The following is a 25602-nucleotide window of genomic DNA, read 5'->3' as shown; positions in this document are numbered from 1 at the left end:
CCGCAGGCGCAACAATGACCGGCAAAATTTGACACTGTTTCCGCAGGCGCGACAGTGCCGTCAAATTAGACGGATTGCCACAGAATCGCCGTAATTAGATTGGTTAAATTTTGCCTGAAACACACGAATTTGTTATTGTCTGACAATCTTCGCATTCTGGGAGCCCCACGCCATGAAACGTCATTCCCTTACAATTGCCGCTGTATGTTTTTCCATTTTCACCAGCCCTGCCCTTGCCCAGGGCCGAGGTAATAGCGGCGAGACGCTCGAACAGCTTGTGGCGAACAGCTACATCGTCCGGCTTCCCGATGGACTCAGCGGCGAGGATGTAAGAGGCAAGGCGCGCGGCGCGGCCGTGCGGTTCAACGGCACGCTGCGCCATGTCTATACCGGCGGGTATAACGGTTTTGCCATCCGCATGAGCGCCGTTCAGGCCAGCCGCATGAGCGCCGATCAAAGCCTTGGCGCGATCCAGATCACCCGGGACAGGATCCTCAGCCTACCGCCCAATGAGGGCGAGTTCGGTGTCAATGCGAAACCAGATAATCCAGGTGGCGGCAAAGGCGGCGGCAATGATGGAGGGGACGACCCCGACACCGGCACGCCCCCCAGCTGTGCCGAGAACCAGACCACGCCCTGGGGCGTGACCCTGGTGACGGGCGTGGCCGATTTCTGCGCTGAAACAAATGAGGATTTCAGCGGCAATCTATTGGCCTGCGTGATCGACACCGGGATCGACTACACCCACCCCGACCTGAATGTGCGGCAGGACCTGTCGGCCACGTTCGTTCGTCGGACAGACGACGCGAATGATGACAATGGCCATGGCAGCCACGTCGCAGGCACGATCGGTGCCATCAACAACGATGAGGGCGTGGTCGGCGTTGCCCCCAATGTCGAACTTGTTGCGATCAAGGTTCTGAACCGCCGGGGCAGCGGATCGGAGGCCGATGTCATGGCCGGGATCGAGCAAGCCGGGATCATTGGTTGCGATGTGGCCAATGTGAGCCTGGGCGGTGCCACCAGCAGCAGCGCACAGGATGGCATATCAGGGATGGTGCAATCCGTCGCCGCGACCAAAGGTGTGATCTTTACTCTTGCGGCGGGCAATTCCTCGGCGGACACCAATTTTTACACTCCGGCCAAGGCCAGCCGCGTCGGCGAGACCGCCAACAGTTCCACCAGCGACAGGGTGATGACCATCGCTTCGATGAACCAAAGCCGGCAATGGTCCTATTTCTCGAATTATCAGGGCGTGCTTGGTGCGGATGTCGATTTCATCCAGCCGGGTGAAAACATCTATTCGACCTACAAGAATGGTGGCTACTACACCGCCAACGGCACCTCCATGGCCGCCCCGCATGCCGCCGGTCTGGTGATCCGCTACCTGTCCCAGAGCAGCCTCCTGCCGGGCACCTACCATGACATCGGCTGCGTGACGCGTGCCGGGCTCGATTACCCGATCATGGCGGACAGAGCATTGGGTACGGCCGGCGGATGCCCGGACAGCTAAGCCCGAGTTTGGGGAACACAGCGATGCGCCGGCCTCAGCCCCGGCGCATCGCCACGGGCAACACATCCTCGGATGGCCAGATGCCCGCGCTGAGCGCCTCGTGGTAGCCCTGCGTCAGCCCAGCCGCGACCATCGCGGTCCGCGCCGTCTGCCAATCATAGTCCAGCCGCTCGATCCGCACCCTGCCCGCGTCCAGAACGGCATAGCGCGTCGCGGGCCGCCCATCATGCGGCGGCATGCCGATCACGCCCGCATTGATCCAAGAGACCCCCGCCATGTCGCGCGTGAACGCCACACCGCAATGTCCGGCGATCACCCCGTCCACCGGGCCGATCAGATCAGTGATCCCGGCAATCTCTTCGGTAAAGTCCGCTTCCGGCGATGACGGCCAGAGAAACCGCGCCACATCCGATGCCCCGCCATGGATCACGGCGAAGCGACGTCCGGCATGTTCAAACACCCCGATATCCGGTAGGTCCGCCATCCAGTCGCGCGCGGCGTCGTCAACCGCAGCGTTGGCAAACCCGTACCACCCGTCTGACAGGAGATCACAGGCCGAGCCATCCTCGAACCCGCACCCGCAATCCAGCGCGCGGGCGGCAAGCTGCTGTTCCACATTCCCGGCAATCACCATGCCGCCGCCCTGCTCAATCCTTTGCGCCATCGCCACGCAAGCCCCCGGTGCCGCGCAATAGGCTACCACGTCGCCGGTACAGATCATCCGGCCGCGCGGCCAGCCCAGTTCCATCAGCGCGCCAAACGCTTCGGCGTTGGAATAAGGCCCGCCAAACAGCAACACCGGCCCGGCAATTCGTCCCAGATCGGCTATCTTCACACCCGTCTCCCTTGAACGGGGCGCGAACGCACCCCATAACGCGCTCAAGCGTATAGGAAACACAGGCTCATGGAACCCACACAAACCGTGCTGGACGGTGCATTCTGGATCACTTCTGCGGCAATCCTGCTGCTGCTTTTGTTGTCGGGCTTTTTCTCCGGCTCGGAAACCGCGCTGACCGCCGCCTCGCGCGGCAAGCTGCGCACGCAAGCCGACAAGGGCAATCGCGGCGCGCAGCGTGCCCTGACCATCACCGAGGATAATGAGCGGCTGATCGGTTCGGTTCTGCTGGGCAACAACCTCGTGAATATCCTTGCGGCTTCGCTCGCCACGGCGCTGTTTACACGCGTTTTCGGCGAAAGCGGTGTCGCGCTGGCAACGCTCGTCATGACGCTTCTGGTGCTGATCTTTGCCGAGGTGCTGCCCAAGACCTATGCCATCACCAATGCTGAACGCGCCGCGGCGCTTGTGTCACCGATCATTCAGGTGGTCGTGCTGGTCTTCTCGCCCATGGTCTCGGCCGTGCGTCTTCTGGTGCGCGGTATTCTCAGCCTGTTCGGCGTGCAGACCGACCCCGACAGCCATATCCTTGCCGTGCGCGAGGAAATCGCAGGCGCGCTGCATCTGGGCCATTCCGAAGGCGTGGTCGAGAAGGAAGACCGCGACCGGATCCTTGGCGCGCTGGACCTCAGCGACCGCACCGTGGAAGAGATCATGCTGCATCGCTCCGGCATCGAGATGATCGACGCCGACACGCCGCCGCGCGACATCCTCAATCAATGTCTCGAAAGCCGTCACACCCGCCTGCCCGTTTTCAAGGAAGACCCCGAGAACATCATCGGCGTGATCCATGCCAAGGATCTGTTGCGCGCCATGTACAAGCTGGTGGACGGCACCGGCGAAGAGATCAGCGCGATCGACAATTTCGACATCACCTCGGTGGCGATGAAACCCTATTTCGTGCCCGACACCACGTCGCTGGACGACCAGATGCGCAACTTCCTGCGCCGCCGCACGCATTTTGCGCTGGTGGTGGATGAATATGGCTCGCTCGAAGGGCTGATCACGCTGGAGGATATCCTCGAAGAGATCGTGGGCGAGATCACCGATGAGTTTGACCCGGATGCCGAACACCCGGTGCGCCGCACCGAGGATGGCAATTACGTGGTGGACGGCGCCATGACGATCCGCGACCTCAACCGCGCCACCGACTGGAACCTGCCCGATGAAGAGGCCAACACCGTGGCCGGGCTTGTCATCCACGAGGCCCAGATCATCCCGTCTGTGGGACAGGTGTTTTCCTTCCATGGCTTCCGCTTCGAAGTGTTGGAGCGCAAGGACAACCGGATCACGCGACTCAGGATCAGGCCCCTGGCCTGAACGCGAAATGGCCGGGCGCATGATGCGCCCCGCCACGCAAGCGATTTCTGGTCAGGTCGAGATGGCTCGGATCAGTTCAACGGTCCGGTGAGGAATGCAAGCGACAGAGTTTCGCTGCCTAACAACTCATAAACCGCATATCCGCCAAGCGCAGCGACCGGTGCGAGCACCATTGCGCCGATCAGACCGTAAAGAGCGAAGCGTTCCAGCTGCCGCGCGACGCGTTTGCGTTCGAGGTCCGCAGAATATGCATGAGTTGTGGTATTCATAATGTCACCGTGTTTGGCCCCGACTGTTTTTTTGCCCGGTCTTTGTGGCATAATGGGGCATCAAAATGGGCAATTTTGCGACATCATCGCAATCTTGCGAAACAACCCGATCTGGACGGACTCTTTGGAGATCATTCGCCAACGGCTCCGCCGCTGCAACCAGACACATGCAGCACAACTTATTGCCGGGAATCTATTTCTGTGAGACGGTTTTCCCGCGTGACGGATATTTTCCGGAACAACGCATCCATAAAGGGAGGACACTTATGAACCTGCGACCAGACCCGACATTTCACGCCACCCCGAAAATGGCCATGGAAGCGCCCGCAGAAACGCTGGCCTTCACCCTGATGCTTAGCCCCAACGGCTCGCAGCCCGACGGGTTGGCCGTGGTCGATGTGGACCCCACATCCGACACATATGGCCAGATCGTGCATCAGCTGATCATGCCCAATAAGGGCGACGAGTTTCACCATTTCGGCTGGAATGCCTGTTCCTCGGCGCTGTCGCCGCTGACCGGTCACGCTTTTCTGGAACGCCGCTACCTGATCATTCCCGGCATCCGCTCCTCCCGGATCTACGTGATCGACGTGAAGGAACCGCTCAAGGCCAAGATTCACAAGATCATCGAACCCGAAGAGGTCTTTGCCAAAACCGGCTATTCCCGCCCGCACACCATCCATTGCGGCCCCGAAGGCATCTATGTTTCGACCCTTGGCGGCGGTGGCGAGGACGGCACCGACGGCCCTCCGGGCATCTTCATCATGGATTGCGAAACCTTTGAAATCCTCGGCCGCTACGAAATGGACCGGGGCAAGCAGGACAAGCATTACGATTTCTGGTGGAACCTGCCGCGTGACTACATGGTCAGCTCCGAATGGGGCCTGCCGCCGCAGTTTGAGAACGGCATTGTGCCCGAGGATCTTTTGTCCAACAAATACGGCCATTCGATCCATTTCTGGAACCTGCGCGAGCGCAAGAACGTGCAGACCATCGATTTCGGCGAAAATTACCAGATGGCGCTGGAAATCCGCCCCGCCCATGATCCGGCCAAGGATTACGGCTTCTGTGGCGTGGTAGTGGATACCACCAACCTTCAAGGCGCGATCTTTACCTGGTGGCAAAAGGATGACGGCACATTCGAGGCCAAGAAGACCATCACAATCGACCCACGCCCGGAAAAGGCGGAAAACCTCCCGCCGCTTCTGCAGGGGTTCGAGGCCGTGCCGCCGCTGGTCACCGATATCGACCTCTCGCTCGACGACAAATACCTCTATGTCGCCTGCTGGGGCATGGGCGAGATGCATCAATACGATGTCTCCGACCCGATGAATCCCAAGCTGACGGGCAAGGTCGAGCTGGGCGGCATTGCCCGCAGGGCCAATCACCCGAACGGGAAACCCTTTGTCTTTGGCCCGCAGATGGTCGAGATCAGCCGCGATGGCAAACGGGTCTACTGGACCAATTCGCTCTATTCCACCTGGGACAACCAGTTCTACCCCGATGACGAAGGCGGACAGATGGTCATGGCCCATGTGGGTGAAAATGGCGGGCTGACCCTGGCCGAGGATTTCTACGTTGAATTCCCCAAGGGTTACCGCAGCCACCAGATCCGGCTTGAAGGCGGCGATTGCTCGACCGACAGCTTCTGCTACCCCTCCGTCTAAAACATGGAGCCAATAAGCAGTGCAACGGCCCTCTGGGGGGCCGTTGTCGTCTCGGGTCTTTATCACGGGGTCAATCCCGGCATGGGCTGGCCGCTGGCGGTGTCGGCTGCGCTGATGGAGCGCAAGCCGCGTGCATTGCCCCGCGCGCTGGGAATGCTGGCGCTGGGGCACCTGATCGCCATGGTGGCGATCCTGCTGCCCTTCTCGGCCATGCTGATCCTTGTCGAATATCAGCGCGAGATTCAGATCGGCGCGGCGCTTCTGGTGATTGCACTGGGCATTTACCTGTTGATCAATCGCCGCCATCCAAGGTTTCTGGCGCGGGTGCATCCCAGGAAACTGGTGCTCTGGTCCTTCCTCGCGGCGATGGCCCATGGCGCGGGGCTGATGCTGGTGCCGATCTATCTTGGCATTTGCAAAACGGTCGAGACAGATACCGGCCATGCCGCCGCGGATCAGCTGATGCAGGGCAATGCGACGATCGCCTTGGCGGTCGCCGTGGCCCATACGCTCGCCATGACGGCGGCGGGCGGTGCGCTGGCCTTTGGGGTCTATCGCTGGCTGGGGCTGGAATTTCTGCGCCGCAGTTGGTTCAACCTCGACGTGGTCTGGGCGCTGAGCCTGATCCTCGTGGGTAGCGTGGCGCTTTGGACGGTGCATTGAAAGCCGTGCCCCCTTGGTGTTTCGCGCTGGCGATCCCGAAACCGGCACTCTAAGTTCCGCCTTACCAGACCCCTGAAAAGGCCCTCCCCATGTCCCCCTATCGCGGCCCTCTCTACATGACCGCTGCCATGGCGTTTTTCGCCGTGGAGGACATGTTCCTCAAATCCGCGATGCAGGAGATCACGGTGGGGCTTGGGCTGATCCTCTTTGGCTTGGGCGGCCTGATCATTTTCCTGATCTGGGCGTGGATACGGGGCGAAGTGCCCTTGCACCCTGCGGTCACGACACGCCCCCTGCTTCTGCGTTCGGCCTCCGAAGTGCTCGGGCGGTTGTTCTATACGCTGGCTTTTGCGCTGGCCCCGCTCTCGGTTGTTTCCGCCATCCTTCAGGCCACGCCGCTGGTCGTGGCGCTGGGGGCGGTGGTGTTCTTTGGTGAAACCGTGGGCTGGCGGCGCTGGTCCGCCATCGGGATCGGTTTTGTCGGCGTCCTGATGATCCTGCGCCCGGGCACGGATGCGTTTGAGCTGACCTCGATCTTCGCGGTGCTGGGCATGCTGGGCTTTGCCGGTCGTGACCTTGGCTCGCGCGCCAGCCCCGCGTCGATGTCCAACGCGCAGCTTGGCGTGCTGGGCTTTGCCATGCTGGTGATCGCAGGGCTGATCCTGATCGCAATCACAGGCCCCGGTGCAATGCCGTCGCCGCGCGCGGCGGGACAGGTGGCGCTGGCGGTTGTCGTCGGTGTTCTGGCCTATACCGCGCTGACTGCCGCCATGCGCGTGGGTGAGGTCTCGGTCACCGTGCCGTTCCGCTACACCCGGCTGATATTCGCGATGATCATTGGAGTGGTCATTTTTGGCGAACGCCCCGACACCATGACACTGGCAGGCAGCGCGGTGATTGTGCTGAGCGGGCTGGTGGTGATCCGGCGCAGCGCTCGGTAAACAGAGATTCCCCCTTTTCACTGCGCACGCGGCTCCCTATATTCACACTGTCTCGCAAGGGACTATGGACATAAACGCGCTCGTAATAAGCGGATCGGACCCGGGGGCGGTACCCGGCGGCTCCACCAATACTCCTTCGTTTGGGGATCATGGGGCCGAAACAGGATCGACGGACGTCTAAAGGGGTTAGCTTTGTCTCGGCTGTCTGCCACCGTTACCGGCGAAAACAGTACAATTGCAAACGACAATCGTGCTCCGGTTGCTCTGGCTGCGTAAGCAGTTCGAGGAATCGAAACTTTAAGCCCTAGCGCCTAGCAGCGTTAGGCGGGGTTCGCAGGCACCTGGCAACAGAAGCCTGCACTTCCACAAAATCAGGCAGTTACGGCGCGAACTTCATGTTCGTCCAGATGCGCATGGTTGACAGGCCCCGACCGCTGCCGCATGCAGATTGCATGAGGGTGCCATCGCGCCACCCGTTGCCAAGCTGATGGGTCCATGACGGATACGCCGCCCTCTTTCCCGCATCTGTTTCACGCCTTTGCGCGCATCGGTCTGTTGTCCTTTGGCGGACCGGCGGCGCAGATCGCGGTCATGCACCGGATTCTGGTGGATGAACAGAAATGGCTGACCGAGGACCAGTTCCTGCGGGCCTTGAGCTTTTGCATGATGCTGCCGGGCCCAGAGGCAATGCAACTGGCCACCTATGCCGGTTGGCGCTTGCGAGGCACGGCGGGCGGACTGATCGCGGGGCTTCTGTTTGTCTTGCCCGGGGCGGTTGTGATTGCGATTCTCGCAGCGATTTACATCAGTTACGGCACCCTCCCGATCTTTCAGACGCTGTTTGTCGGGGTCAAGGCTGCGGTGGTCATGATCGTGGCGCAGGCGCTTTGGCGGCTGTCGAACAAGGCACTGAAGGACCGGTTTTCCATCGTCCTCGCGGTGCTGGCCTTTGCCGGGCTCTACCTGTTCCAGGTGCCGTTTCCGGTGATCATCGCCTGCGCGGCATTGCTCGGAGTCCTGCGCGCGGTCGCGCCCGCGCCGGACCTGCTCGCAGAGGCCCCACCGGGCGTTCCCCTGCGCAGCATCGCCATCTGGGGCGGGCTCTGGGTCGCGCCACTGGTACTGCTTTGGGGATTGGGTGAGGATTTCCTTCTAAACCTCTCACTTTTCTTCGGAAAACTTGCTCTCGTGACCTTTGGCGGGGCCTATGCCGTGCTGGCCTATATGACGCAGGAAGTGGTGCAGGCCCACGGCTGGATCACCACCGAACAGATGATCGACGCGCTGGGCCTCGCCGAAACCACGCCCGGGCCGCTGATCCTTGTCACGCAATTCGTGGGCCATCTGGCCGGATCCGAAGAGATGGGGCGCGCCGGGTTCGCGGTGGCCGGTCTCCTGACGCTGTGGATGACCTTCACCCCCTGTTTTCTGTGGATTTTCGCGGGCGCGCCTTATCTGGAGCACATCACCTCGCGTCCGCGGATCAATGCCGCGCTCAGCGCTGTCACGGCGGCGGTGGTGGGTGTGATCGCCAATCTGTCGCTCTGGTTCGCGCTCAATGTGATCTTTGCCGCCACCAGGACCGTCACTTGGGGGCCCGTCGATATTGTCCTGCCCCTCATGTCCACGTTCAGCCCCACGGCCTTTGTCCTGAGCGGGGTTTGCGCGGTCCTGATCTTTGCCTTGCGCGCCTCGATCCCGCTGACGCTGGCCATTTCTGCGGCGGTTGCCCTGTTGCTGGGCAGCGCCATCGGTTGACGGATAATGCCACAGCTTGCCCCCTTTTGTTTCCCTTCGAATCCCCTATGATCAAGCCAAGTGAACTGGGGCGGACCACATGGAAGACAGCATTGATTATGGAAACCTGATGCATCGCGCGATGCGGGGGCTTATCCGCAACGTGCTGACCGATGTCTCCAAACACGGCCTGCCGGGCGATCATCATTTCTTCATCACTTTTGACACCACCCATCCCGAGGTGCAGATCGCCGATTGGCTGCGGGACCGCTACCCGAGCGAGATGACGGTCGTCATGCAGCACTGGTATGACAATCTTGAAGTGGGTCAGGACGCGTTTTCCGTCACGCTGAATTTCGGCGACGCGCCGGAACCGCTCTTTATTCCCTATGACGCGATCCAGACTTTTGTCGATCCGTCGGTGGAATTCGGCCTGCGCTTCGAGAGCCAGGAAGACGACGAGGAAAAACCCCAGATCAGCGCTCTCCCGGATACCGAGGCCGAGCTTGAAGTGGAAACGCCGGAACGCGAACACCACGACGCTGACGTGGTCAGCCTTGACAGTTTCCGCAAGTAACGGGTTTCTGACCCTCATGTGACATTTCCCCGTCACAGCAAATCCGGACTTTACTTTACGTCAGCACCACATAATGAATGCCGCATCGCAGAAAATCAGTGGTGTGACATGTCCGATTTGCCGTTTTTCCTTGGCCGTCTTGTGCGCCGTCCCCACGAGGTTGCCGCTGTCGCGCCGTCTTCTCAGGCGCTGGCGCGCGCCATGGCCATGGAAGTGCCCGATGACGCCATTCCCGGCCCCGTGGTCGAGCTTGGCCCCGGCACCGGGCGGATCACCCGGGCGCTTCTGGAGCGTGGCGTTGCGCCGCCGGACCTGCATTGTTTCGAGATGAGCGCGGATTTCGCGGACCATATCCGCCATAACTTTGACGGTGTGAACGTGCATCACGCGCCTGCCCAAAGCCTTGGCCAATCGGGGTTGCGCGATGTGGGTGCGGTGATCTCGGGCCTGCCGCTTCTGTCTATCCCGAACCCGGTCGTCGAAGACATCCTGAACGCCAGCTTTTCCGTGCTGCGCCCCGGTGGCGTGTTCGTGCAATTCACCTATGGCCCGACGCCACCAGTTCCCGAAGAGTTGCGCGAAAAATTGCGCCTGTCCCACATCCGGGGCCGCAGGATCTGGAACAATCTGCCCCCTGCGCGCATCTATACCTTTCGCGGCACGGCCGAGCTCGCGTAACCTGCGCCAAACTAGCCGATTGCCCCGGATGCCGCCCCGGTTTATTCCGCATGCAACGGTATACACATGAACGGAGTGAGACATGTCCGCAACCCGCACCGAAACCGACAGCTTTGGCCCGCTTGAAGTTCCCGCCGACAAGTATTGGGGCGCACAAACCCAGCGCTCGATCCTGAATTTCCCCATCGGCTGGGAAAAACAGCCCGTGGCCATCGTGCGCGCGCTGGGCTGCATCAAGAAAGCCTGCGCCATGGCCAACAAGGAGTCGGGCAAGCTGGACGCGAAAATCGCCGATGCGATCATTCAGGCCGCCGGTGAGGTGTTCGAAGGCAAGTTCGACGACAATTTCCCGCTGGTCGTGTGGCAGACCGGCTCGGGCACCCAGTCGAACATGAATTCCAACGAGGTGATCGGCAACCGCGCGATTGAAATCCTGGGCGGCACTCTGGGCACCAAGGATCCGGTGCACCCGAACGATCACTGCAACATGGGTCAGTCGTCGAACGACACTTTCCCCACCGCCATGCATATCGCCACCGCGATGACCGCGCATGACGTGCTGATCCCGGGTCTGGAAAAGCTGCATGCTGCAATGGCGAAAAAGGTCGAAGAGTTCGACGGTATCATCAAGATCGGTCGCACCCACACGCAGGACGCCACGCCCCTGACGCTCAGCCAGGAATTTGGTGGCTACACCCATCAGATCGCCATGGGCATTCAGCGGGTCAAGGACGCGCTGGGTCGGATCTATGAGCTGGCACAGGGTGGCACCGCTGTCGGCACCGGGCTGAACACCTCGCATGGCTGGGACACGACCGTGGCCGCCAATATGGCCGAGATCACCGGCCTGCCCTTTGTCACCGCGCCGAACAAGTTCGAGGCGCTGGCCGCGCATGACGCGATGGTGGAAATGTCGGGCGCGCTCAAGGTGGTTGCTGCAAGCCTCTTCAAGATCGCCAATGACATCCGCCTTTTGGGCTCCGGCCCGCGCTGCGGCCTTGGCGAGCTGATCCTGCCCGAGAATGAGCCGGGTTCGTCGATCATGCCGGGCAAGGTGAACCCGACCCAGTGTGAGGCGCTGACGCAGGTCTGTGCGCATGTGATGGGCAATGACGCCGCCGTGGGCTTTGCCGGATCGCAGGGCCATTTCGAGCTCAACGTCTACAAGCCGATGATGGCCTATAACGTGCTGCAGTCCATGCAGCTGCTGGGCGATGCCGCCAGCGCGTTCACCGACAACCTCGTGGTGGGTCTGCAGGCCGACAAGGATCGCATCGAGAAACTGATGCGGGAATCGCTGATGCTGGTCACCGCGCTGGCGCCGGAAATCGGCTATGACAACGCCACCACCGTCGCCAAGACCGCGCATAAGAACAAGACCACGCTGATCGAAGAAGCGGTCCGCCTGGGCTTTGTGACCGAAGAGCGGTTTAACGAGGTGGTCCGCCCGGAAAACATGGTCGGCCCGAAATAATCCCGAACAGCCCCCGCACGCGCTGTGCGGGGGCTGTCGTCTCAGGCGTCAACGACGCGGAAAATCTCCCAATAGGACGAGCCGGATACCACCAGTTCGCTCATCTTCTTGCCCCAGTCGGCATGAACCTGAACCGTTGCGATCTTGTCGAAGAACGCATCGAGTTGTGACAGGTTCTCGATCTCCATCTCGGTTTCGATCACCGCTTCCTTGGCACCGATGGAGCCGGTAATCATGCGTTCCTCGGCAACATCAAGGCCGGTCTGTTTTCCGACCGCCTCGTTCCACTCTTTCATCAATGCAATTACTTCGTTCTTGTGGCCAAACTTGGCCTCGACATGCCAACGTGCAATCATCATCGTCTCATCTCCCATTTGGACCAGATGTAGACTGCCCGATGCGCCTGATGCATTGACCTGCAGTGACATCGTACCAGTTCTGGCGCAAACCCGATAGCCACAGCCATGGCCCGCCAACGAAGGATCGCACATGTCCGCCAAGATCGTGAACATGAACAAGGCAAGAAAGAAAAAAGACCGTGCGGCGCGCAAAGACCGCGCCGACCGCAATGCTGTCATCCACGGAATGCCGAAATCCGAACGCGACAAGGCCACCGCGCAGAATAAGGCAGCGGAGAAAGAACTGGACGGAAAAATCCTGAAATTGCCACAGGGCAATACCAATCATGACCAAAAATCGTCGTAAAGTTTATTTAGTTCTAATACTGTCTGCTTAATCATCGTCCCGAATTGCAGAGTTGCAATCGGTAATGAGTACACATTATATAGTTGAATAAAAATAAAACTTGTGCTGCTGCCTGTTTTGCACGAGCCATTAATGTTGCCTGTTCGGGACCTCCACCTGGAGTTATTCAATATGAATTCTCGGCCCAAAAAACGATCTTTGACGCTGCGGGGGCATCGTACTTCGGTTTCACTGGAGGACGACTTCTGGCGCGCTTTCCGTGACATTGCGGACAAAAGGTCCCAACCTATCAATGCGTTAGCCGCAGAAATAGATGAAGCGCGCGGCACCGATTGCGGGCTTGCCTCGGCCATTCGGCTTTACGTCCTACGATACTACCGCGAAAGTTGTATTGACTGACGCCAAAGGTGACTCAAAACCCTTCCTTTTGCGCCAAGGCCCAGGCGCAAATCGGAAAATCCGGATCGTTGGTCAAATCATCATTGGCCTTGTCATATTCCGGCGGCCATTTCCCCACCAGATTTCGTAACGCGGCTTCGCGGTTCCCCCATTGATCCGACATGACATTTTCGGGCTGAAACCCGCCTTCGATCAACAGGTTGGCAAGCCCCCGCGCCGACCAGCGGGAACAATCCACCGGCGCGCCGTGATACGGGATGAAAAACGGCACCGCGATCCAGAAATACCCGCCCGGGCGCAGCATCTCGCGCACATGGCGCACCGCGGCATAAGGCCGGTCGAGATGTTCCCAGACCTGATTGGCGAGAATAATGTCACACCGGACCGGCGCGCCATCCACGCTGATCGGGCCTTCGCAAATGTCATGTTCCGGAAAGAACAGGCTCTGATAGGACCGAAAGCCCAGATGCTTGCCCCAGACGCCGGAAATTTCAACCGCGTCCAGCGTCTCGGGCATCAGGGTGCGAAGGAGCGTCCGGCTCTTCTTTTGCATATAGACGCGATTCAGGCTTGCCACTATTCAACCCCAGCTGGTTTTTGGGGTAACCTAGTGCGCGTCTGTTAACCTTTTCAACACCCGCAAATGTGTCAGGGCGACGCCGGTTTGCGTCACGTCGCACAAATCTGGTCCGATTGATTTCCGATCAAAATCAGCGCGTTGCCGCCGCCTTGGCCTTTTTCCGCTTCTTCTCGGCCACGACCTTTTCTGCCAGATCGCGGGCGATGGCAAAGGCGCCCTTGATCTTGTCCGCGTCGTTTTTCCAATCGCGGCGGATGACGATCTTGTTGTCCTTGACCTTGGCCTGCCCGCGCTGGTCCTTGATGAATTCGACCAGCCCCTGGGGAGAGGCGAATTTGTCATTGTGGAACTGGATCGTCGCGCCCTTGGGTCCGCCATCCATCTTGGCAATCCCGGCCTTTTTGCACATGCCCTTGATCCGCACGACCAGCATCAGCGTGTTGACCTCACGCGGCAGCTTGCCGAAGCGGTCGATCAGTTCGGCGGCAAAACCTTCAAGCTCCACCTTGCTGGCGAGCGAGGACAGGCGGCGGTAAAGGCCCAACCGCACATCCAGATCCGGCACGTAGTCTTCGGGGATCAATACCGGCACACCCAGATTGATCTGCGGTGCCCATTGGTCGTCGGTCTCGGACAGCCCCTCCAACTCGCCCGCCTTGATCTTGGCAATCGCCTCTTCCAGCATGGATTGGTAAAGCTCGTAGCCCACATCGCGCATCTGGCCGGATTGTTCCTCGCCCAACAGGTTCCCTGCCCCGCGAATATCAAGGTCCTGAGATGCCAGAGTGAAGCCCGCCCCCAGCGTGTCCAGAGACCCCAGCACCCGCAGCCGTTTCTCCGCCGTTGGCGTCAGCCGCGCGCGCGGTTTCGTGGTCAGGTAAGCATAGGCGCGGGTCTTGGACCGACCCACGCGACCCCGGATCTGGTAGAGCTGGGCAAGCCCGAACATGTCGGCGCGGTGCACCACCATCGTATTGGCGGTGGGAATATCAAGGCCCGATTCAACGATGGTCGTCGCCAAGAGCACGTCATATTTGCCGTCGTAGAACGCGTTCATCTTGTCGTCCAACTCGCCCGCCGCCATCTGGCCATGGGCCACCACATAGGACACTTCCGGCACCTGGGTTTTCAGGAACTCCTCGATATCCGGCAGGTCCTTGATGCGCGGCACCACGTAGAAGCTCTGCCCGCCGCGATAATGTTCGCGCAACAGCGCCTCGCGGATCGTGACCGCGTCAAACTCGGAGACATAGGTGCGGATGGCAAGGCGATCCACCGGCGGCGTGCCAATGATCGACAGGTCCCGCACGCCCGACAGCGACAGTTGCAACGTGCGCGGAATGGGTGTCGCGGTCAGAGTCAGCACATGCACGTCCGAGCGCAGTTGCTTGAGCCGCTCTTTGTGCGACACGCCAAAATGCTGTTCCTCGTCGATGATGAGCAATCCGAGATTCTGGAACCGGATACCCTTGGCCAGAAGCGCATGGGTGCCAATGACGATATCGGCGGTGCCACGTGAAATCCCCTCACGGGTGAGCGCCGCGTCCTTGGCGCTCACGAAACGCGACAGGGGGCGGACATTGACCGGGAAGCCCCGGAAGCGTTCGGCAAAACTGTTGTAATGCTGCCGCGCCAGAAGCGTCGTGGGCGCGATCACCGCCACCTGCATCCCCGACATGGCGGCGACAAAGGCCGCACGCATCGCCACCTCGGTCTTGCCAAAGCCCACATCGCCACAGATCAGCCGGTCCATCGGCTGGCCCGAATGCAGATCGTCCATCACATCGCCGATAGCGCGCAGTTGGTCGTCGGTTTCCTCATAAGGGAACCTTGCGCTGAAATCCTCGTAGGCCCCATGCGGCGGGTCCATCACCGGCGCCTTGCGAAGCGCGCGTTCGGCCGCCACGCGGATGAGCTTGTCCGCCATCTCGCGGATGCGTTCCTTGAGCTTGGCTTTCTTGGCCTGCCACGCGCCACCGCCCAGCCGGTCCAGGAGCCCCTCGTCATGGCCATATTTCGACAGAAGTTCGATGTTTTCGACCGGCAGGTAGAGCTTTGAATTCTCGGCATATTCAAGGCTCAGGCATTCATGCGCAGCCCCCGCCGCCGTGATCACCTCAAGCCCGTGATAGCGCCCGATGCCGTGATCCACATGCACCACCAGATCGCCGGGGCTGAGCGATTGCGTTTCGGTCAGGAAATTCTCGGCACGGCGCTTTTTCTTGGGCGCACGGATCAGCCGGTCACCCAGCACATCCTGTTCGGAAATGACGGTTATGTCGGGCGTCTCAAACCCGCTTTCCAGCGGCCAGACAGCCAGATGCAACCCGCGCTTGCCCACGCCGCGCGCGTCGCGCACATGCACCGTCTCGGCCAGCCCTTCATCCTCGATCAATCCCGAGAGCCGCTCGCGCGCACCCTCGGAATAGGAGGCAATGACAACCGGGCCAAACTCCAGCTTGCTTTTCACATGGGACGCCAGGGCCGCGAACAGGCTGATATTTTCCTGCTGCCGTTCGGGCGCGAAATTGCGCCCGATCCGCCCGCCCGCGTCCGACACGCCGGGGCCAGAGGCCTGCGCCAACGGGTGAAACTGCAACACGCGCCGCCCCTCTACGGCATCCATCCATGCGCCGTCATCTAGATACAGCGTCTCGGGCGGCGCGGGTTTATAGACCGTGTCCATGCGCGATTTGTTCTGCATGGCGATCTTGCGCGTCTCGTACTGGTCCTCGATCATCTCCCAACGCGACAGCCGCGCGGGCGTGACCTGATCATCCAGCGTGACGGTCGCCTTGGGCAGGTAGTCAAACAGCGTCTCAAGCCGGTCATGGAAAAAGCCCAGCCAATGCTCCGCGCCCTGATGCTTGCGGCCTGCAGTGACCGCCTCGTAAAGCGGATCGTCGCTGCCCGCCGCGCCGAATTCTATGCGGTAATTCTGCCGGAACCGGGTGATCGCGGCCTCGTCCAGGATCACCTCGGAAACCGGGGCCAGTTCCACCAGATCAAGCTTTTCCGTGGTCCGCTGCGTCGCCGGATCAAAGCGCCGCGCCCCGTCCAGCACATCGCCAAAGAGATCAAGCCGCACCGGCCCGCCCTCGCCCGGTGGGAAAATGTCGATGATGCCGCCGCGCACCGCGTAATCGCCCGGCTCCATCACCGTGGGCGATTGCACGAAACCCATCCGCACAAGGAAGGCGCGCAAGCCTGCTTCATCAATCCGATTGCCGACGCGTGCGGTAAACGCCGCCTCGCGCAGCACCTCGCGCGCGGGGATCTTCTGGGTCGCCGCCGACAGGGTGGTCAGCAAGACAAACCGCTCCGGCATGCCATGCACAAGCCCCGCCAGCGTCGCCATGCGCGCGGCGGAAATATCGGCATTGGGCGATACCCGGTCAAAGGGCAGACAATCCCAGGCCGGGAAGGTCACAACGGGCATGTCGGGCGCAAAGAACGCCAGCGCCGCCTGCATCGCGGCCAGCCGCTTGTCATCGCGCGCGATATGCAGAACCGGGCCGCCCGAGCGCGCAACCTCGTCAAGGATCAGGCGAGCATCGAACCCTTCGGGCGCGCCGCCGATGATGCGTGTGTCTGTCTGTGCCATGGGGGCGTTATCTGGTCCGGTTTCCCGTCCCGGTCAACCGCCCATTCACCCGCCCAGAATGGAATGGGTGAAATTCATGTACATGCCGAACATCGCGGTGATGAAAATCGACACCACCCCCAGCATCTGCACATAAAGCCTGTGACGGGTGAGCCGCTTGCGCAGGTCTTCTCCGGCAAGCTCCAGATCCACGATCAGCCGCGCGGTATTGAGCGACAGAAGCCAGACCAGCGTCATCGGGAACAAGAGCAGGAACACCGCCTGCGCAAATTCCATCCAGTAGACAAATCCCAGAATGATCAGCGAGCTGTGGACGAAGCACGCCAGCCCCAAAAGCCACAGCCCCGCCATCTGCCCGATATAGAGCAAGCGCCCGGTATTGATCCGCACCAGGTCTTCCAGATCGACCTGGGCCTGCCCTTCATGGCGTCGCGCGCGCACGATCATGTCGAACGGAACGCCCAGCACCCAATGGCTGACCGTGGACCACATGACCGCCAATGCGATCCAGAACCAGAGGTTCGAGAAGGAACGCATATCGATCAGGTCGAAAATCGCGACTTGCAGGCTGCCCAAGCACTTGTCCTCTTGCCATTGTCCGGGCTGCTTAGCGCAAGGTTGTCCAAGGTGCCAGAGGCTGCGACACGGCACCGCTTGGGGCTGGACTTGGCGCAACAGGTTTGGCAGGTGAGAGGTCAGACGAGGAGACCGAAGATGACCATCGCCCCCTATCCCGCCGCGCGCTTCCGCCGTGCCCGCAGGTCCGCCGCCATTCGTGACCTTGTGCGAGAAAACAGCCTCAGCCCCGCCGATTTCATCTGGCCGGTCTTTGTGCGCGATGGCGAGGGGATCGAGGAACCTGTGCCCTCCATGCCCGGCGTGATGCGCCGCTCCGTGGACCGCATCGCCGATGCCGCGCGCGAGGCGCATAGCTTAGGCATTCCGGCGATCTGCCTGTTTCCCTATACTGACCCGAGCCTCAAGACCGAGAATTGCGCCGAGGCCTGGAACCCCGACAACCTGTCCAACCGCGCCACCCGCGCCATCAAGGCGGCAGTGCCCGAGATCGCAGTGATGACCGACGTGGCACTCGACCCCTACAACATCAACGGCCATGACGGTTTTGTCGTCGACGGCGAGATCGTCAATGACGCCACGGTCGAGGCGCTGGTCAAACAGGCGCTGTCACAGGCCGAGGCCGGGGCCGACATCATCGGCCCCTCCGACATGATGGATGGCCGCATTGGCGCGCTGCGCGCGGCGCTTGAGGGCGCGGGGCATAGCAATGTCATGCTGCTGAGCTATGCCGCGAAATATGCCAGCGGCTTTTACGGGCCCTTCCGCGATGCGGTGGGGGCGTCCGGCGCGCTCAAGGGCGACAAGAAAAGCTACCAGATGGACCCGGCCAATTCCGATGAGGCGCTGCGGCTGGTGGAACGCGACCTCACCGAAGGGGCCGATATGGTCATGGTGAAACCCGGCCTGCCCTATCTCGATATCTGCCGCCGGGTCAAAGATGCCTTTGGCGCGCCAACCTTTGCCTATCAGGTGTCAGGGGAATACGCGATGATACAGGCCGCGGCGCAGAACGGCTGGATCGACGGGGAAAAGGTCATGCTGGAAAGCCTCATGGCGTTCAAACGTGCAGGCTGCGACGGGATTCTCACCTATTTCGCGCCAGCAGCGGCCCGCATCCTGAACGGGCAATAGACCGCCCAAGCGGCCCGCTTGGGGCGTGACAGCGCATCGCGGCTGGGGTAAGCTTGCGTCGACGACCGGCATCAAGACCGGCGCAAGAGGCATTTCGAGCAGAGGTAAGCCATGAACACCCTTCCCCGTCGTACTTTCATGATGTCCGGCCTTGCCGCCACATCGCTGGCCGCCTGCGGCAATGGTGTCGGCTCGGCCGGCCCGGCCACCATCGACGCGCGCGCCGATGCAACCCTGTCCCAGCTTTACGCCGAATTCCCCGCCACCCGCGAGGTCGAGGCGAAATCAGTGGGCATGCTGGTCATGCCGCTGGTGACCGAGGCGGGCCTTGGCCTTGGCGGTGGTTACGGGCGCGGCGCGCTGCGCATCAATGGGGCCACCGTGGATTACTATGCGCTGACCAAGCTTTCGACCGGTCTGCAGATCGGCGCGCAGCAATATGCGCATGTGCTCTATTTCATGACCGATCAGGCGCTGGAGAATTTCCGCCGCTCGCCGGGCTTTGCCGCGGGTGCGGGCATCGAATACGCCATCCCCGATGGCGGCGGCGATGTGAGCGCAGAAACCACCACATCGCTGGCCCCGATCATCGCCGTGGTCTTTGGCCAGGCCGGTTTGCGTATCGGCGCGACGCTGGAAGGCGTGAAATACACCCGGATCATTCCCTGAATTCAGGCGGATTGGGGGGCTCTGCCCCCCGGCCTTCGGCGGTCTCCGACCCTTCGGCGCTGAGATTGATCCCCCGGATCAATCTCCGGGCGCGCCTCAGTCCCCGAGGTATTTTCAAACAGAAGAAGATCAGGAAAGATCCAGCCCCCGTCGGATCACTCCGAAACGGGGGCCTTCTCCTGTTGCGATCATCGGCGCCTCCGCCTGTACCGCAGGAACAGAGTGCATCATTACCTTAATGATCCGTTACTTCTTCTGTTTATAAATACCTCGGGGGTGTCGCGAAGCGACGGGGGCAGAGCCCCCACCCAGCGCGACGGCATAGCCGGCGCAACCTCAATGATAGGTGAACTCCCCCACAACATTGCGCCACTCCCCCGGCGCAATCATCTTGCGATGGGTAAAGCGCACGGAATGCAGCGGGCCCTCGATCTCGTCCTGCCAGAATTCTATGAATTTGAAGAGCCGGGGATGATCGGGCGCGATATCATACTCCTGCCAGATATAGCTGTTCAGCACATGGGCATAATCGGGCATGTGGTAGTAAAACTCCGCCGTCGTCAGCCCGTATCCCTTGAGCATCATTTCCGTCTCGGACATCTGCATGGGTCACCTCATTTTTGCCTGCTCCATTTTCATGATGCCCGAAAGAAATTACTTTTCAATGAAAACAGTATGTTAGCAGCTTGACGTTGTGGCTGCCAAATCCGGGCAAAGCAATGATTGCACCCCATATCCTGCCTCTGATATAAGAGCGGACAACAAGATATAGAAACCGTCAAAAACCGGTGAGGATACGTGAGCGACACGCCCCAACCCCCCGAAAACGAAGAAGAAAAGCCCGAGCGCCCGGCCTATGACGGACCGACGGTGTCGATCACCGACGAGATGAAGTCGGCCTATCTCGACTATGCCATGTCGGTTATCGTCTCCCGCGCGATCCCGGATCTGCGCGACGGGTTGAAGCCGGTGCATCGGCGCATCCTTTTCGCGATGCACGAAACCAATAACAGCCATGACAAGCCCTATCGCAAATCCGCCCGCCCGGTGGGCGATGTGATGGGTCAGTACCACCCCCATGGCGACAGCGCGATCTATGACGCGCTGGTGCGCATGGCGCAGGATTTCTCCATGTCCCTGCCGCTTCTGGATGGTCAGGGCAATTTCGGGTCCATGGACGGCGATAACCCCGCCGCCATGCGCTATACCGAGGTGCGCATGGACAAGCCCGCCGCCTATCTCCTGGCCGATATCGACAAGGAGACGGTGGATTTTCAGGACAATTACGACGGCAAGCAGAAAGAGCCCACCGTTCTGCCCGCGCGCTTCCCCAATATGCTGGTCAATGGCGCGGGCGGCATTGCGGTTGGCATGGCCACGAATATCCCGCCCCATAACCTGGGCGAGGTGGTGGACGCCACGCTGGCACTGATCGAGGATCCCGACCTGTCCTCCGAGCAGTTGATCGACTATATCCCCGCCCCGGATTTTCCCACCGGCGGGATCATTCTGGGCCGTTCCGGCGCGCGCAAGGCCTATCTGGAAGGCCGCGGCAGCGTCATTATCCGCGCCAAGACCCGGGTCGAAGAGCTGCGCAAGGACCGCTATGCCATCGTCATCGACGAGATCCCCTATCAGGTGAACAAGGCTTCGATGATCGAAAAGATCGCCGAGGCCGCGCGTGACAAGCGGATCGAGGGCATCGCCCATGTGCAGGACGAGAGCGACCGCAACGGCGTGCGGGTCGTGGTGGAGTTGAAACGCGATGCCACCCCGGACGTGGTGCTGAACCAGCTGTTCCGTTTCACCCCCATGCAGACGCATTTCGGCTGCAACATGCTGGCGCTAAACGGTGGGCGACCCGAGCAGCTGACGCTGCGCAAGTTCCTGACATCCTTCATTGATTTCCGCGAAGACGTGGTTGCACGCCGCACCGCGCATCTGTTACGCAAAGCGCGCGAACGTTCCCACGTGCTGTGCGGACTGGCCGTGGCTGTTACCAACGTGGACGAGGTGGTGGCCACCATCCGCTCCTCTGCGGACGCGGCAGAAGCCCGCGCCAAGCTGATGGAACGGCGCTGGCCCGCCCATGACATCGCCGATTACATTCGCCTGATCGACGATCCGACCCATACGATGAATGACGATGGCACCTATAACCTGTCCGAGACACAGGCGCGTGCCATTCTCGAACTGCGGCTCCAGCGCCTGACCCAGATCGGGGTCAAGGAAGTCACGGACGAGTTGGAAGACCTGGCAGGCAAGATCAAGGAATACCTCGAAATCCTTGCCTCGCGCGAACGCATCATGGGCATCATCGCGGACGAGCTGCGCGAAACCCGCGAACTATTTGCTGTGCCGCGCCGTACCGAAATCACCGACTGGTCCGGCGATATGGAGGACGAGGACCTGATCGAGCGCGAGGATATGGTCGTGACCGTGACCCAGGGCGGCTATATCAAGCGCACGCCCTTGGCCGATTTCCGCGCCCAGAAACGTGGTGGCAAGGGGCTGTCCGGTGGCGGGCTCAAGGACGACGATGTGGTGACCACGCTGTTCGTCGCCAACACCCATACGCAGCTCTTGTTCTTCACCACTGATGGTATGGTCTACAAGCTTAAGACCTGGCGCCTGCCGCTGGGCGGACGCACCTCCAAGGGCAAGGCCATCGTGAATATCCTGCCCATCCCGACCGGTGTCTCCATCGCCGCCATCATGCCGGTGGACCGGGACGAAGAGGAATGGGCCGATCTGCAAATCGTCTTTGCCACCTCCGCGGGCGATGTGCGGCGCAACGCGCTGTCGGATTTCACCAATGTGAAGCGCAATGGCAAGATCGCCATGGACCTGCCCGAGGGTGTGGAACTGGTCAATGCGCGTATCGCGGGTGAGGATGACGATGTCATGCTGGTCACCGATGCGGGCCGCGCGATCCGCTTCCCCACCACCGATGTGCGGGTCTTCAAGGGCCGCAAATCGACCGGCGTGCGGGGCATTCGTCTCAACAATGGCGACCGGGTCGTGTCCATGTCTGTAATCCGCCATTTCGAGGCCGAAGCTTCCGAGCGCGCCGCCTATCTCAAGATGCGCCGCGCCGTGGCTGGTCTGGCCGATGATGCCGAGGCCGAGGATGAGGACGCCGCAATGCCCGGCGAATTGAGCCAGGAACGCTATGCCGAAATGTCGGCGGCGGAAAACCTGATCCTGACCATCACCGCACAGGGCACCGGCAAGCTGAGTTCGTCCCATGACTACCCCGTGCGCGGGCGCGGCGGCCAGGGCGTGCAGGCGATGGACAAGGCGATGCGCGGTGGCGCTTTGGTCGCCTCTTTCCCGGTCGATCTGGATGATCAGATCATGCTCGCCACCTCCAAGGGTCAGTCGATCCGCGTGCCGGTCGATGGCATTTCCTTCCGCTCGCGCAGCGCCGGTGGCGTCAAGGTGTTCAACACCGGCAAGGGCGAAGAAGTGGTCAGCGTGGCCTGGATCGCCGAACAGGCGGATGAAGACGAGGCCGAGGGCGGCGAGGGATAACCCCGCCTGGCGGACAGCTTACCCCCGGTCCGGTGAAACCCTGACCGGGGGTTTTTCTTTGCTTATTGCTCGGCTTGCGCCAAAGGTCCCGGCGTTTCACGAATAGGCATGTGTATCAACGTCGCCAAAAGCCCCAACACAATCGCCATCCACCACATCATCGCGTAATCGCCCGTGCTGTCATAGATGCGCCCGCCCAGCCACGCGCCGATGAATGCGCCGGTCTGATGGCTGAAAAACACCAGCCCGGCGAGGGTCGACAGGAAACGCAAGCCTTGGGTCTGGGCCACCAGCCCGGTGGTCAACGGCACGGTCGAGAGCCAGAGCAACCCCATCGCGGCCGAGAAGACATAGACGCTGGCGGGCGTGAGCGGGATAAGAATGAACGCCATGATCACCGCGGCGCGGACGAAATAGATGCCCGACAGCACGGTCTTCTTGGAATACCGCTGCCCCGACCAGCCCGACAGGAACGACCCGGCGATGTTGAACAACCCGATCAGCCCCAGCGACCACGCGCCAATGATCGGGGCCAGACCCTGATCCGCGATATAGGCAGGCAGGTGGGTCTGGATGAACGCGACATGGAAGCCGCAGACAAAGAACCCCACGAACAACAAGACAAAGGACCGGTCGCCAAAGGCGGTGCGCACCGCATGGCCGAACCCGTCACTGCCCGCCCCTGTGGCGGTGGGTTTCGACACCCGCGCGATGAACACCAGGCCCGGCAGGATCAGCAGGAAACTGGCCGCGATGACAAGGATCGAGCTTTGCCAGCCAATCCGTGCCAACAGCATGGAGGACAGCGGTGCCGCCACGAACATGCCGGTCGAGGCCGCCGCCGTGCCGAGCCCGAGAATGAAACTGCGGCGGCTGGTCTCCACCACCTTGCCAAGCGCCACGATCACCACCGGAAAGGAACAGGCCCCGGTGCCGATCCCGACAATCACGCCAGAGGCCACGAAAACGCCCGGATCAATCACCGCCCCGCGCAGGAAAAACCCCAGCGCCGACACCACCGCGCCAAATCCCAGTACCCGCGCAGTGCCGAAACGATCCGCGACCATGCCCGCCAGCGGCTGGGTGATGCCCCAGCACAGCGCCTGAATCGCCATGGAAAGGGAAAACACCTCGCGCGCCCAGCCCAGATCTTCGGACATCGGGCGCAGGAACACGCCGAAGGTGGCAGCAAAGCCGAAGCCCACAAAAGCAACGAGGCCGCCCGCGACAATCGCGGCGGTGACATTGGTCTGATCTTGCATGGTGATGTCCAGTCCGGAAACAGAATGGTGACAGGCGTCATTTGAACACCACCTGAGCCAAACGCGCAACGTCTTGCATGATAGACGGCAAACGGCCAAGCCCAAACCCTGTCCCCGCCCCGGTCCTTCTTTGGCTCGGAAATATCCCGGGGGCTGAGGCGCGCCAGGAAATTGATCCAGGGGAACAATCTCAGGGCCGAAGGGTCGGGAGACCCCGCAGGGCGACGGGGGCAGAGCCCCCTTGTCCCCTACTGCCCCGCGCGTTCCGCTTCGATCTCGCGCCAGCGCGCGACGTTGCGGTTATGTTCGTCCAGCGTCTCGGCAAAGGCGTGGCCACCGGTGCCATCGGCCACAAAGAACACGTAATTGCTGTCCTCGGGATCTACGGCGGCCATGATGGCGGCGCGGCCCGGGTTGGCGATGGGGGTCGGCGGCAGCCCGTCGATGACATAGGTGTTATAGGGCGTCTCGCGGCGCAGCTCGCTCTGGCGCAACCCCCGGCCCAGCGCCCCCTGCCCGCGCGTGATGCCGTAAATCACCGTCGGGTCGGTCTGCAGCCGCATGCCACGGTTCAGCCGGTTGATGAAGACGCTCGCCACAAGGCGGCGCTCCTCGGCCACGCCGGTTTCCTTCTCGATGATCGAGGCCAGCGTGAGCATCTCGTCCTTGCTCTCCAGCGGCAGCCCGTCCACCCGGTTGGCCCAGGCCTCGTCGATGATTGCCTGTTGGCGGGCCTGCATGTCCGAGATCACCGCCTGACGCGTGGTGCCCGGGCGCACTTCATAGCTGTCGGGGGCAAGCGAGCCCTCAACGGGCAGCTCATCCACCGAGCCTTCCAGCACGTCCAGCGCCTTGAGCTCTTCGACTACCTGCCAGCTGGTCACGCCCTCGGCCAATGCGATGCGGTAGCGCGTGTCGCCCTGTTCGCGCACGCGTTTGTATTCCGTCGGAGCCTCGTCTTCGGCCGGGTTGAATTTGGCTTTCTCGACAAAGCGTTGCGTCGTCGGGTCCAGTTCGCGCACCTCGGCCGACACGCGGGTCACGCCGATCCGGTAGACCACTTCGGTGCCACAGGTGGAGGCCCCGCCCCGGGTCACGATATCGACGATCTCGGCCATGCTGGCGCCTTCGGAGACAAGGAAGGAGCCTGCCTTGAGCTCATCGGTCTTGTCCGAATAATCCGCGCCCACGCGGAACAGAAACCCGCTGGACACCGCGCCACGCTCTTCCAGATCCTTGGAGACGCGGGAGAAATTCGAGCCGCGATCCACCTGAAGGCAGATCGCTTCGGTCAGCGGACCGGGCGCGGAAAACTCCCGCTGCGACCACAAGAGCACGCCGCCGGCCAGGAAAATGGCGACGACGAAAAAGCTCAGCGCGTTGGAGGCGATGCTGCGCCACATGG

At 61.4% G+C, this 25602-nt stretch carries 23 protein-coding genes and 1 other RNA gene; 15 read left to right on the top strand and 9 right to left on the bottom strand.

The window, feature by feature from the left end; genetic code table 11:
• The first annotated feature begins 172 nt into the window (after positions 1–172).
• Positions 173–1513, top strand: coding sequence for a S8 family serine peptidase (locus tag PGB28_RS16870; protein WP_271422697.1), 1341 nt, complete (start codon positions 173–175; stop codon positions 1511–1513).
• A gap of 34 nt (positions 1514–1547) precedes the next feature.
• On the opposite strand, the gene PGB28_RS16865 is transcribed toward PGB28_RS16870, so the two are convergent.
• Positions 1548–2348, bottom strand: coding sequence for a metallophosphoesterase family protein (locus PGB28_RS16865; RefSeq protein WP_271422696.1), 801 nt, complete (start codon positions 2346–2348; stop codon positions 1548–1550).
• A 69-nt stretch (positions 2349–2417) separates the two neighbouring features.
• Between PGB28_RS16865 and PGB28_RS16860 the strand changes: the two genes are divergently transcribed.
• Positions 2418–3728, top strand: coding sequence for an HlyC/CorC family transporter (locus tag PGB28_RS16860; protein ID WP_271422695.1), 1311 nt, complete (start codon positions 2418–2420; stop codon positions 3726–3728).
• A gap of 71 nt (positions 3729–3799) precedes the next feature.
• Here PGB28_RS16860 and PGB28_RS16855 read toward each other — a convergent pair whose 3' ends face one another.
• A complete protein-coding gene (locus PGB28_RS16855) occupies positions 3800–3997 on the bottom strand; it encodes a hypothetical protein (RefSeq protein ID WP_271422694.1) in 198 nt (65 codons plus the stop codon).
• Positions 3998–4263: 266 nt separating this feature from the next.
• On the opposite strand from PGB28_RS16855, the gene PGB28_RS16850 reads away from it, so the two are divergent.
• From PGB28_RS16850 to fumC, 8 genes are all read left to right on the top strand, one after another.
• Positions 4264–5664 (top strand): selenium-binding protein SBP56-related protein, encoded by a 1401-nt coding sequence (locus tag PGB28_RS16850; RefSeq protein WP_271422693.1) that lies wholly within the window; start codon positions 4264–4266, stop codon positions 5662–5664.
• Between the two features lie 3 nt (positions 5665–5667).
• Positions 5668–6327: a hypothetical protein gene (locus PGB28_RS16845; protein ID WP_271422692.1), complete on the top strand. Its 660-nt coding sequence runs from the start codon at positions 5668–5670 to the stop codon at positions 6325–6327.
• A gap of 89 nt (positions 6328–6416) precedes the next feature.
• Positions 6417–7268, top strand: coding sequence for a DMT family transporter (locus tag PGB28_RS16840; protein WP_271422691.1), 852 nt, complete (start codon positions 6417–6419; stop codon positions 7266–7268).
• Between the two features lie 10 nt (positions 7269–7278).
• Positions 7279–7630: a transfer-messenger RNA gene (ssrA, locus tag PGB28_RS16835) on the top strand.
• 133 nt (positions 7631–7763) lie between these two features.
• Complete coding sequence (chrA, locus tag PGB28_RS16830) at positions 7764–9026, top strand: chromate efflux transporter (protein WP_271422690.1); 1263 nt, start codon at positions 7764–7766, stop codon at positions 9024–9026.
• Positions 9027–9105: 79 nt separating this feature from the next.
• Positions 9106–9582: an SspB family protein gene (locus PGB28_RS16825; RefSeq protein ID WP_271422689.1), complete on the top strand. Its 477-nt coding sequence runs from the start codon at positions 9106–9108 to the stop codon at positions 9580–9582.
• A 108-nt stretch (positions 9583–9690) separates the two neighbouring features.
• Positions 9691–10260, top strand: a complete 570-nt coding sequence (locus PGB28_RS16820) for a class I SAM-dependent methyltransferase (RefSeq protein ID WP_271422688.1) — start codon at positions 9691–9693, stop codon at positions 10258–10260.
• A gap of 82 nt (positions 10261–10342) precedes the next feature.
• Positions 10343–11734 carry a class II fumarate hydratase gene (gene fumC / locus PGB28_RS16815; RefSeq protein WP_271422687.1) on the top strand — a complete coding sequence of 464 codons (1392 nt, stop codon included), beginning with the start codon at positions 10343–10345 and terminating at the stop codon, positions 11732–11734.
• A gap of 41 nt (positions 11735–11775) precedes the next feature.
• Here fumC and PGB28_RS16810 read toward each other — a convergent pair whose 3' ends face one another.
• Positions 11776–12093, bottom strand: coding sequence for a hypothetical protein (locus PGB28_RS16810; protein WP_271422686.1), 318 nt, complete (start codon positions 12091–12093; stop codon positions 11776–11778).
• A 130-nt stretch (positions 12094–12223) separates the two neighbouring features.
• Between PGB28_RS16810 and PGB28_RS16805 the strand changes: the two genes are divergently transcribed.
• Complete coding sequence (locus PGB28_RS16805; RefSeq protein ID WP_271422685.1) at positions 12224–12439, top strand: DUF4169 family protein; 216 nt, start codon at positions 12224–12226, stop codon at positions 12437–12439.
• Positions 12440–12610: 171 nt separating this feature from the next.
• Positions 12611–12838 (top strand): ribbon-helix-helix domain-containing protein, encoded by a 228-nt coding sequence (locus tag PGB28_RS16800; RefSeq protein WP_271422747.1) that lies wholly within the window; start codon positions 12611–12613, stop codon positions 12836–12838.
• Between the two features lie 13 nt (positions 12839–12851).
• On the opposite strand, the gene PGB28_RS16795 is transcribed toward PGB28_RS16800, so the two are convergent.
• The 3 genes from PGB28_RS16795 to PGB28_RS16785 all read right to left on the bottom strand — a co-directional run bounded on the left by PGB28_RS16795 (position 12852) and on the right by PGB28_RS16785 (position 17559).
• Positions 12852–13355, bottom strand: a complete 504-nt coding sequence (locus PGB28_RS16795; RefSeq protein ID WP_271422684.1) for a class I SAM-dependent methyltransferase — start codon at positions 13353–13355, stop codon at positions 12852–12854.
• Positions 13356–13548: 193 nt separating this feature from the next.
• Complete coding sequence (gene mfd / locus PGB28_RS16790) at positions 13549–17022, bottom strand: transcription-repair coupling factor (RefSeq protein WP_271422683.1); 3474 nt, start codon at positions 17020–17022, stop codon at positions 13549–13551.
• A 45-nt stretch (positions 17023–17067) separates the two neighbouring features.
• Positions 17068–17559: a component of SufBCD complex gene (locus tag PGB28_RS16785; RefSeq protein WP_271422746.1), complete on the bottom strand. Its 492-nt coding sequence runs from the start codon at positions 17557–17559 to the stop codon at positions 17068–17070.
• A 177-nt stretch (positions 17560–17736) separates the two neighbouring features.
• On the opposite strand from PGB28_RS16785, the gene hemB reads away from it, so the two are divergent.
• Complete coding sequence (hemB, locus tag PGB28_RS16780) at positions 17737–18732, top strand: porphobilinogen synthase (protein WP_271422682.1); 996 nt, start codon at positions 17737–17739, stop codon at positions 18730–18732.
• 111 nt (positions 18733–18843) lie between these two features.
• Complete coding sequence (locus PGB28_RS16775) at positions 18844–19401, top strand: lipid-binding SYLF domain-containing protein (RefSeq protein WP_271422681.1); 558 nt, start codon at positions 18844–18846, stop codon at positions 19399–19401.
• Positions 19402–19737: 336 nt separating this feature from the next.
• Here PGB28_RS16775 and PGB28_RS16770 read toward each other — a convergent pair whose 3' ends face one another.
• Positions 19738–20007 (bottom strand): usg protein, encoded by a 270-nt coding sequence (locus PGB28_RS16770; protein WP_271422680.1) that lies wholly within the window; start codon positions 20005–20007, stop codon positions 19738–19740.
• A gap of 192 nt (positions 20008–20199) precedes the next feature.
• Between PGB28_RS16770 and gyrA the strand changes: the two genes are divergently transcribed.
• On the top strand, positions 20200–22935 hold the full coding sequence (gyrA, locus tag PGB28_RS16765; protein WP_271422679.1) for a DNA gyrase subunit A: 2736 nt from the start codon (positions 20200–20202) through the stop codon (positions 22933–22935).
• A 62-nt stretch (positions 22936–22997) separates the two neighbouring features.
• Here the strand turns inward: gyrA and PGB28_RS16760 are convergent, their stop codons facing one another.
• Positions 22998–24197 (bottom strand): MFS transporter, encoded by a 1200-nt coding sequence (locus PGB28_RS16760; protein WP_271422678.1) that lies wholly within the window; start codon positions 24195–24197, stop codon positions 22998–23000.
• A 248-nt stretch (positions 24198–24445) separates the two neighbouring features.
• Positions 24446–25600, bottom strand: a complete 1155-nt coding sequence (gene mltG, locus PGB28_RS16755) for an endolytic transglycosylase MltG (protein ID WP_271422677.1) — start codon at positions 25598–25600, stop codon at positions 24446–24448.
• Positions 25601–25602 lie beyond the last annotated feature (2 nt).

This window comes from Primorskyibacter aestuariivivens (assembly GCF_028023675.1).
GTDB classification, from domain to species: domain Bacteria; phylum Pseudomonadota; class Alphaproteobacteria; order Rhodobacterales; family Rhodobacteraceae; genus Marinovum; species Marinovum aestuariivivens.
The sequence above is the reverse complement of the archived record's forward strand: the minus strand, read 5'-3'. Positions and strand labels throughout refer to the sequence as shown.

What these genes read in the sequence shown, in the direction of transcription:
- PGB28_RS16870 (WP_271422697.1), top strand. Translation starts at nt 173, where the DNA reads ATGAAACGTCATTCCCTTACAATTGCCGCTGTATGTTTTTCCATTTTC.
- PGB28_RS16860 (WP_271422695.1), top strand. Translation starts at nt 2,418, where the DNA reads ATGGAACCCACACAAACCGTGCTGGACGGTGCATTCTGGATCACTTCT.
- PGB28_RS16855 (WP_271422694.1), bottom strand. Translation starts at nt 3,997, where the DNA reads ATGAATACCACAACTCATGCATATTCTGCGGACCTCGAACGCAAACGC.
- PGB28_RS16850 (WP_271422693.1), top strand. Translation starts at nt 4,264, where the DNA reads ATGAACCTGCGACCAGACCCGACATTTCACGCCACCCCGAAAATGGCC.
- PGB28_RS16845 (WP_271422692.1), top strand. Translation starts at nt 5,668, where the DNA reads ATGGAGCCAATAAGCAGTGCAACGGCCCTCTGGGGGGCCGTTGTCGTC.
- PGB28_RS16840 (WP_271422691.1), top strand. Translation starts at nt 6,417, where the DNA reads ATGTCCCCCTATCGCGGCCCTCTCTACATGACCGCTGCCATGGCGTTT.
- chrA (WP_271422690.1), top strand. Translation starts at nt 7,764, where the DNA reads ATGACGGATACGCCGCCCTCTTTCCCGCATCTGTTTCACGCCTTTGCG.
- PGB28_RS16825 (WP_271422689.1), top strand. Translation starts at nt 9,106, where the DNA reads ATGGAAGACAGCATTGATTATGGAAACCTGATGCATCGCGCGATGCGG.
- PGB28_RS16820 (WP_271422688.1), top strand. Translation starts at nt 9,691, where the DNA reads ATGTCCGATTTGCCGTTTTTCCTTGGCCGTCTTGTGCGCCGTCCCCAC.
- fumC (WP_271422687.1), top strand. Translation starts at nt 10,343, where the DNA reads ATGTCCGCAACCCGCACCGAAACCGACAGCTTTGGCCCGCTTGAAGTT.
- PGB28_RS16810 (WP_271422686.1), bottom strand. Translation starts at nt 12,093, where the DNA reads ATGATGATTGCACGTTGGCATGTCGAGGCCAAGTTTGGCCACAAGAAC.
- PGB28_RS16805 (WP_271422685.1), top strand. Translation starts at nt 12,224, where the DNA reads ATGTCCGCCAAGATCGTGAACATGAACAAGGCAAGAAAGAAAAAAGAC.
- PGB28_RS16800 (WP_271422747.1), top strand. Translation starts at nt 12,611, where the DNA reads ATGAATTCTCGGCCCAAAAAACGATCTTTGACGCTGCGGGGGCATCGT.
- PGB28_RS16795 (WP_271422684.1), bottom strand. Translation starts at nt 13,355, where the DNA reads ATGCCCGAGACGCTGGACGCGGTTGAAATTTCCGGCGTCTGGGGCAAG.
- mfd (WP_271422683.1), bottom strand. Translation starts at nt 17,022, where the DNA reads ATGGCACAGACAGACACACGCATCATCGGCGGCGCGCCCGAAGGGTTC.
- PGB28_RS16785 (WP_271422746.1), bottom strand. Translation starts at nt 17,559, where the DNA reads ATGCGTTCCTTCTCGAACCTCTGGTTCTGGATCGCATTGGCGGTCATG.
- hemB (WP_271422682.1), top strand. Translation starts at nt 17,737, where the DNA reads ATGACCATCGCCCCCTATCCCGCCGCGCGCTTCCGCCGTGCCCGCAGG.
- PGB28_RS16775 (WP_271422681.1), top strand. Translation starts at nt 18,844, where the DNA reads ATGAACACCCTTCCCCGTCGTACTTTCATGATGTCCGGCCTTGCCGCC.
- PGB28_RS16770 (WP_271422680.1), bottom strand. Translation starts at nt 20,007, where the DNA reads ATGCAGATGTCCGAGACGGAAATGATGCTCAAGGGATACGGGCTGACG.
- PGB28_RS16760 (WP_271422678.1), bottom strand. Translation starts at nt 24,197, where the DNA reads ATGCAAGATCAGACCAATGTCACCGCCGCGATTGTCGCGGGCGGCCTC.
- mltG (WP_271422677.1), bottom strand. Translation starts at nt 25,600, where the DNA reads ATGTGGCGCAGCATCGCCTCCAACGCGCTGAGCTTTTTCGTCGTCGCC.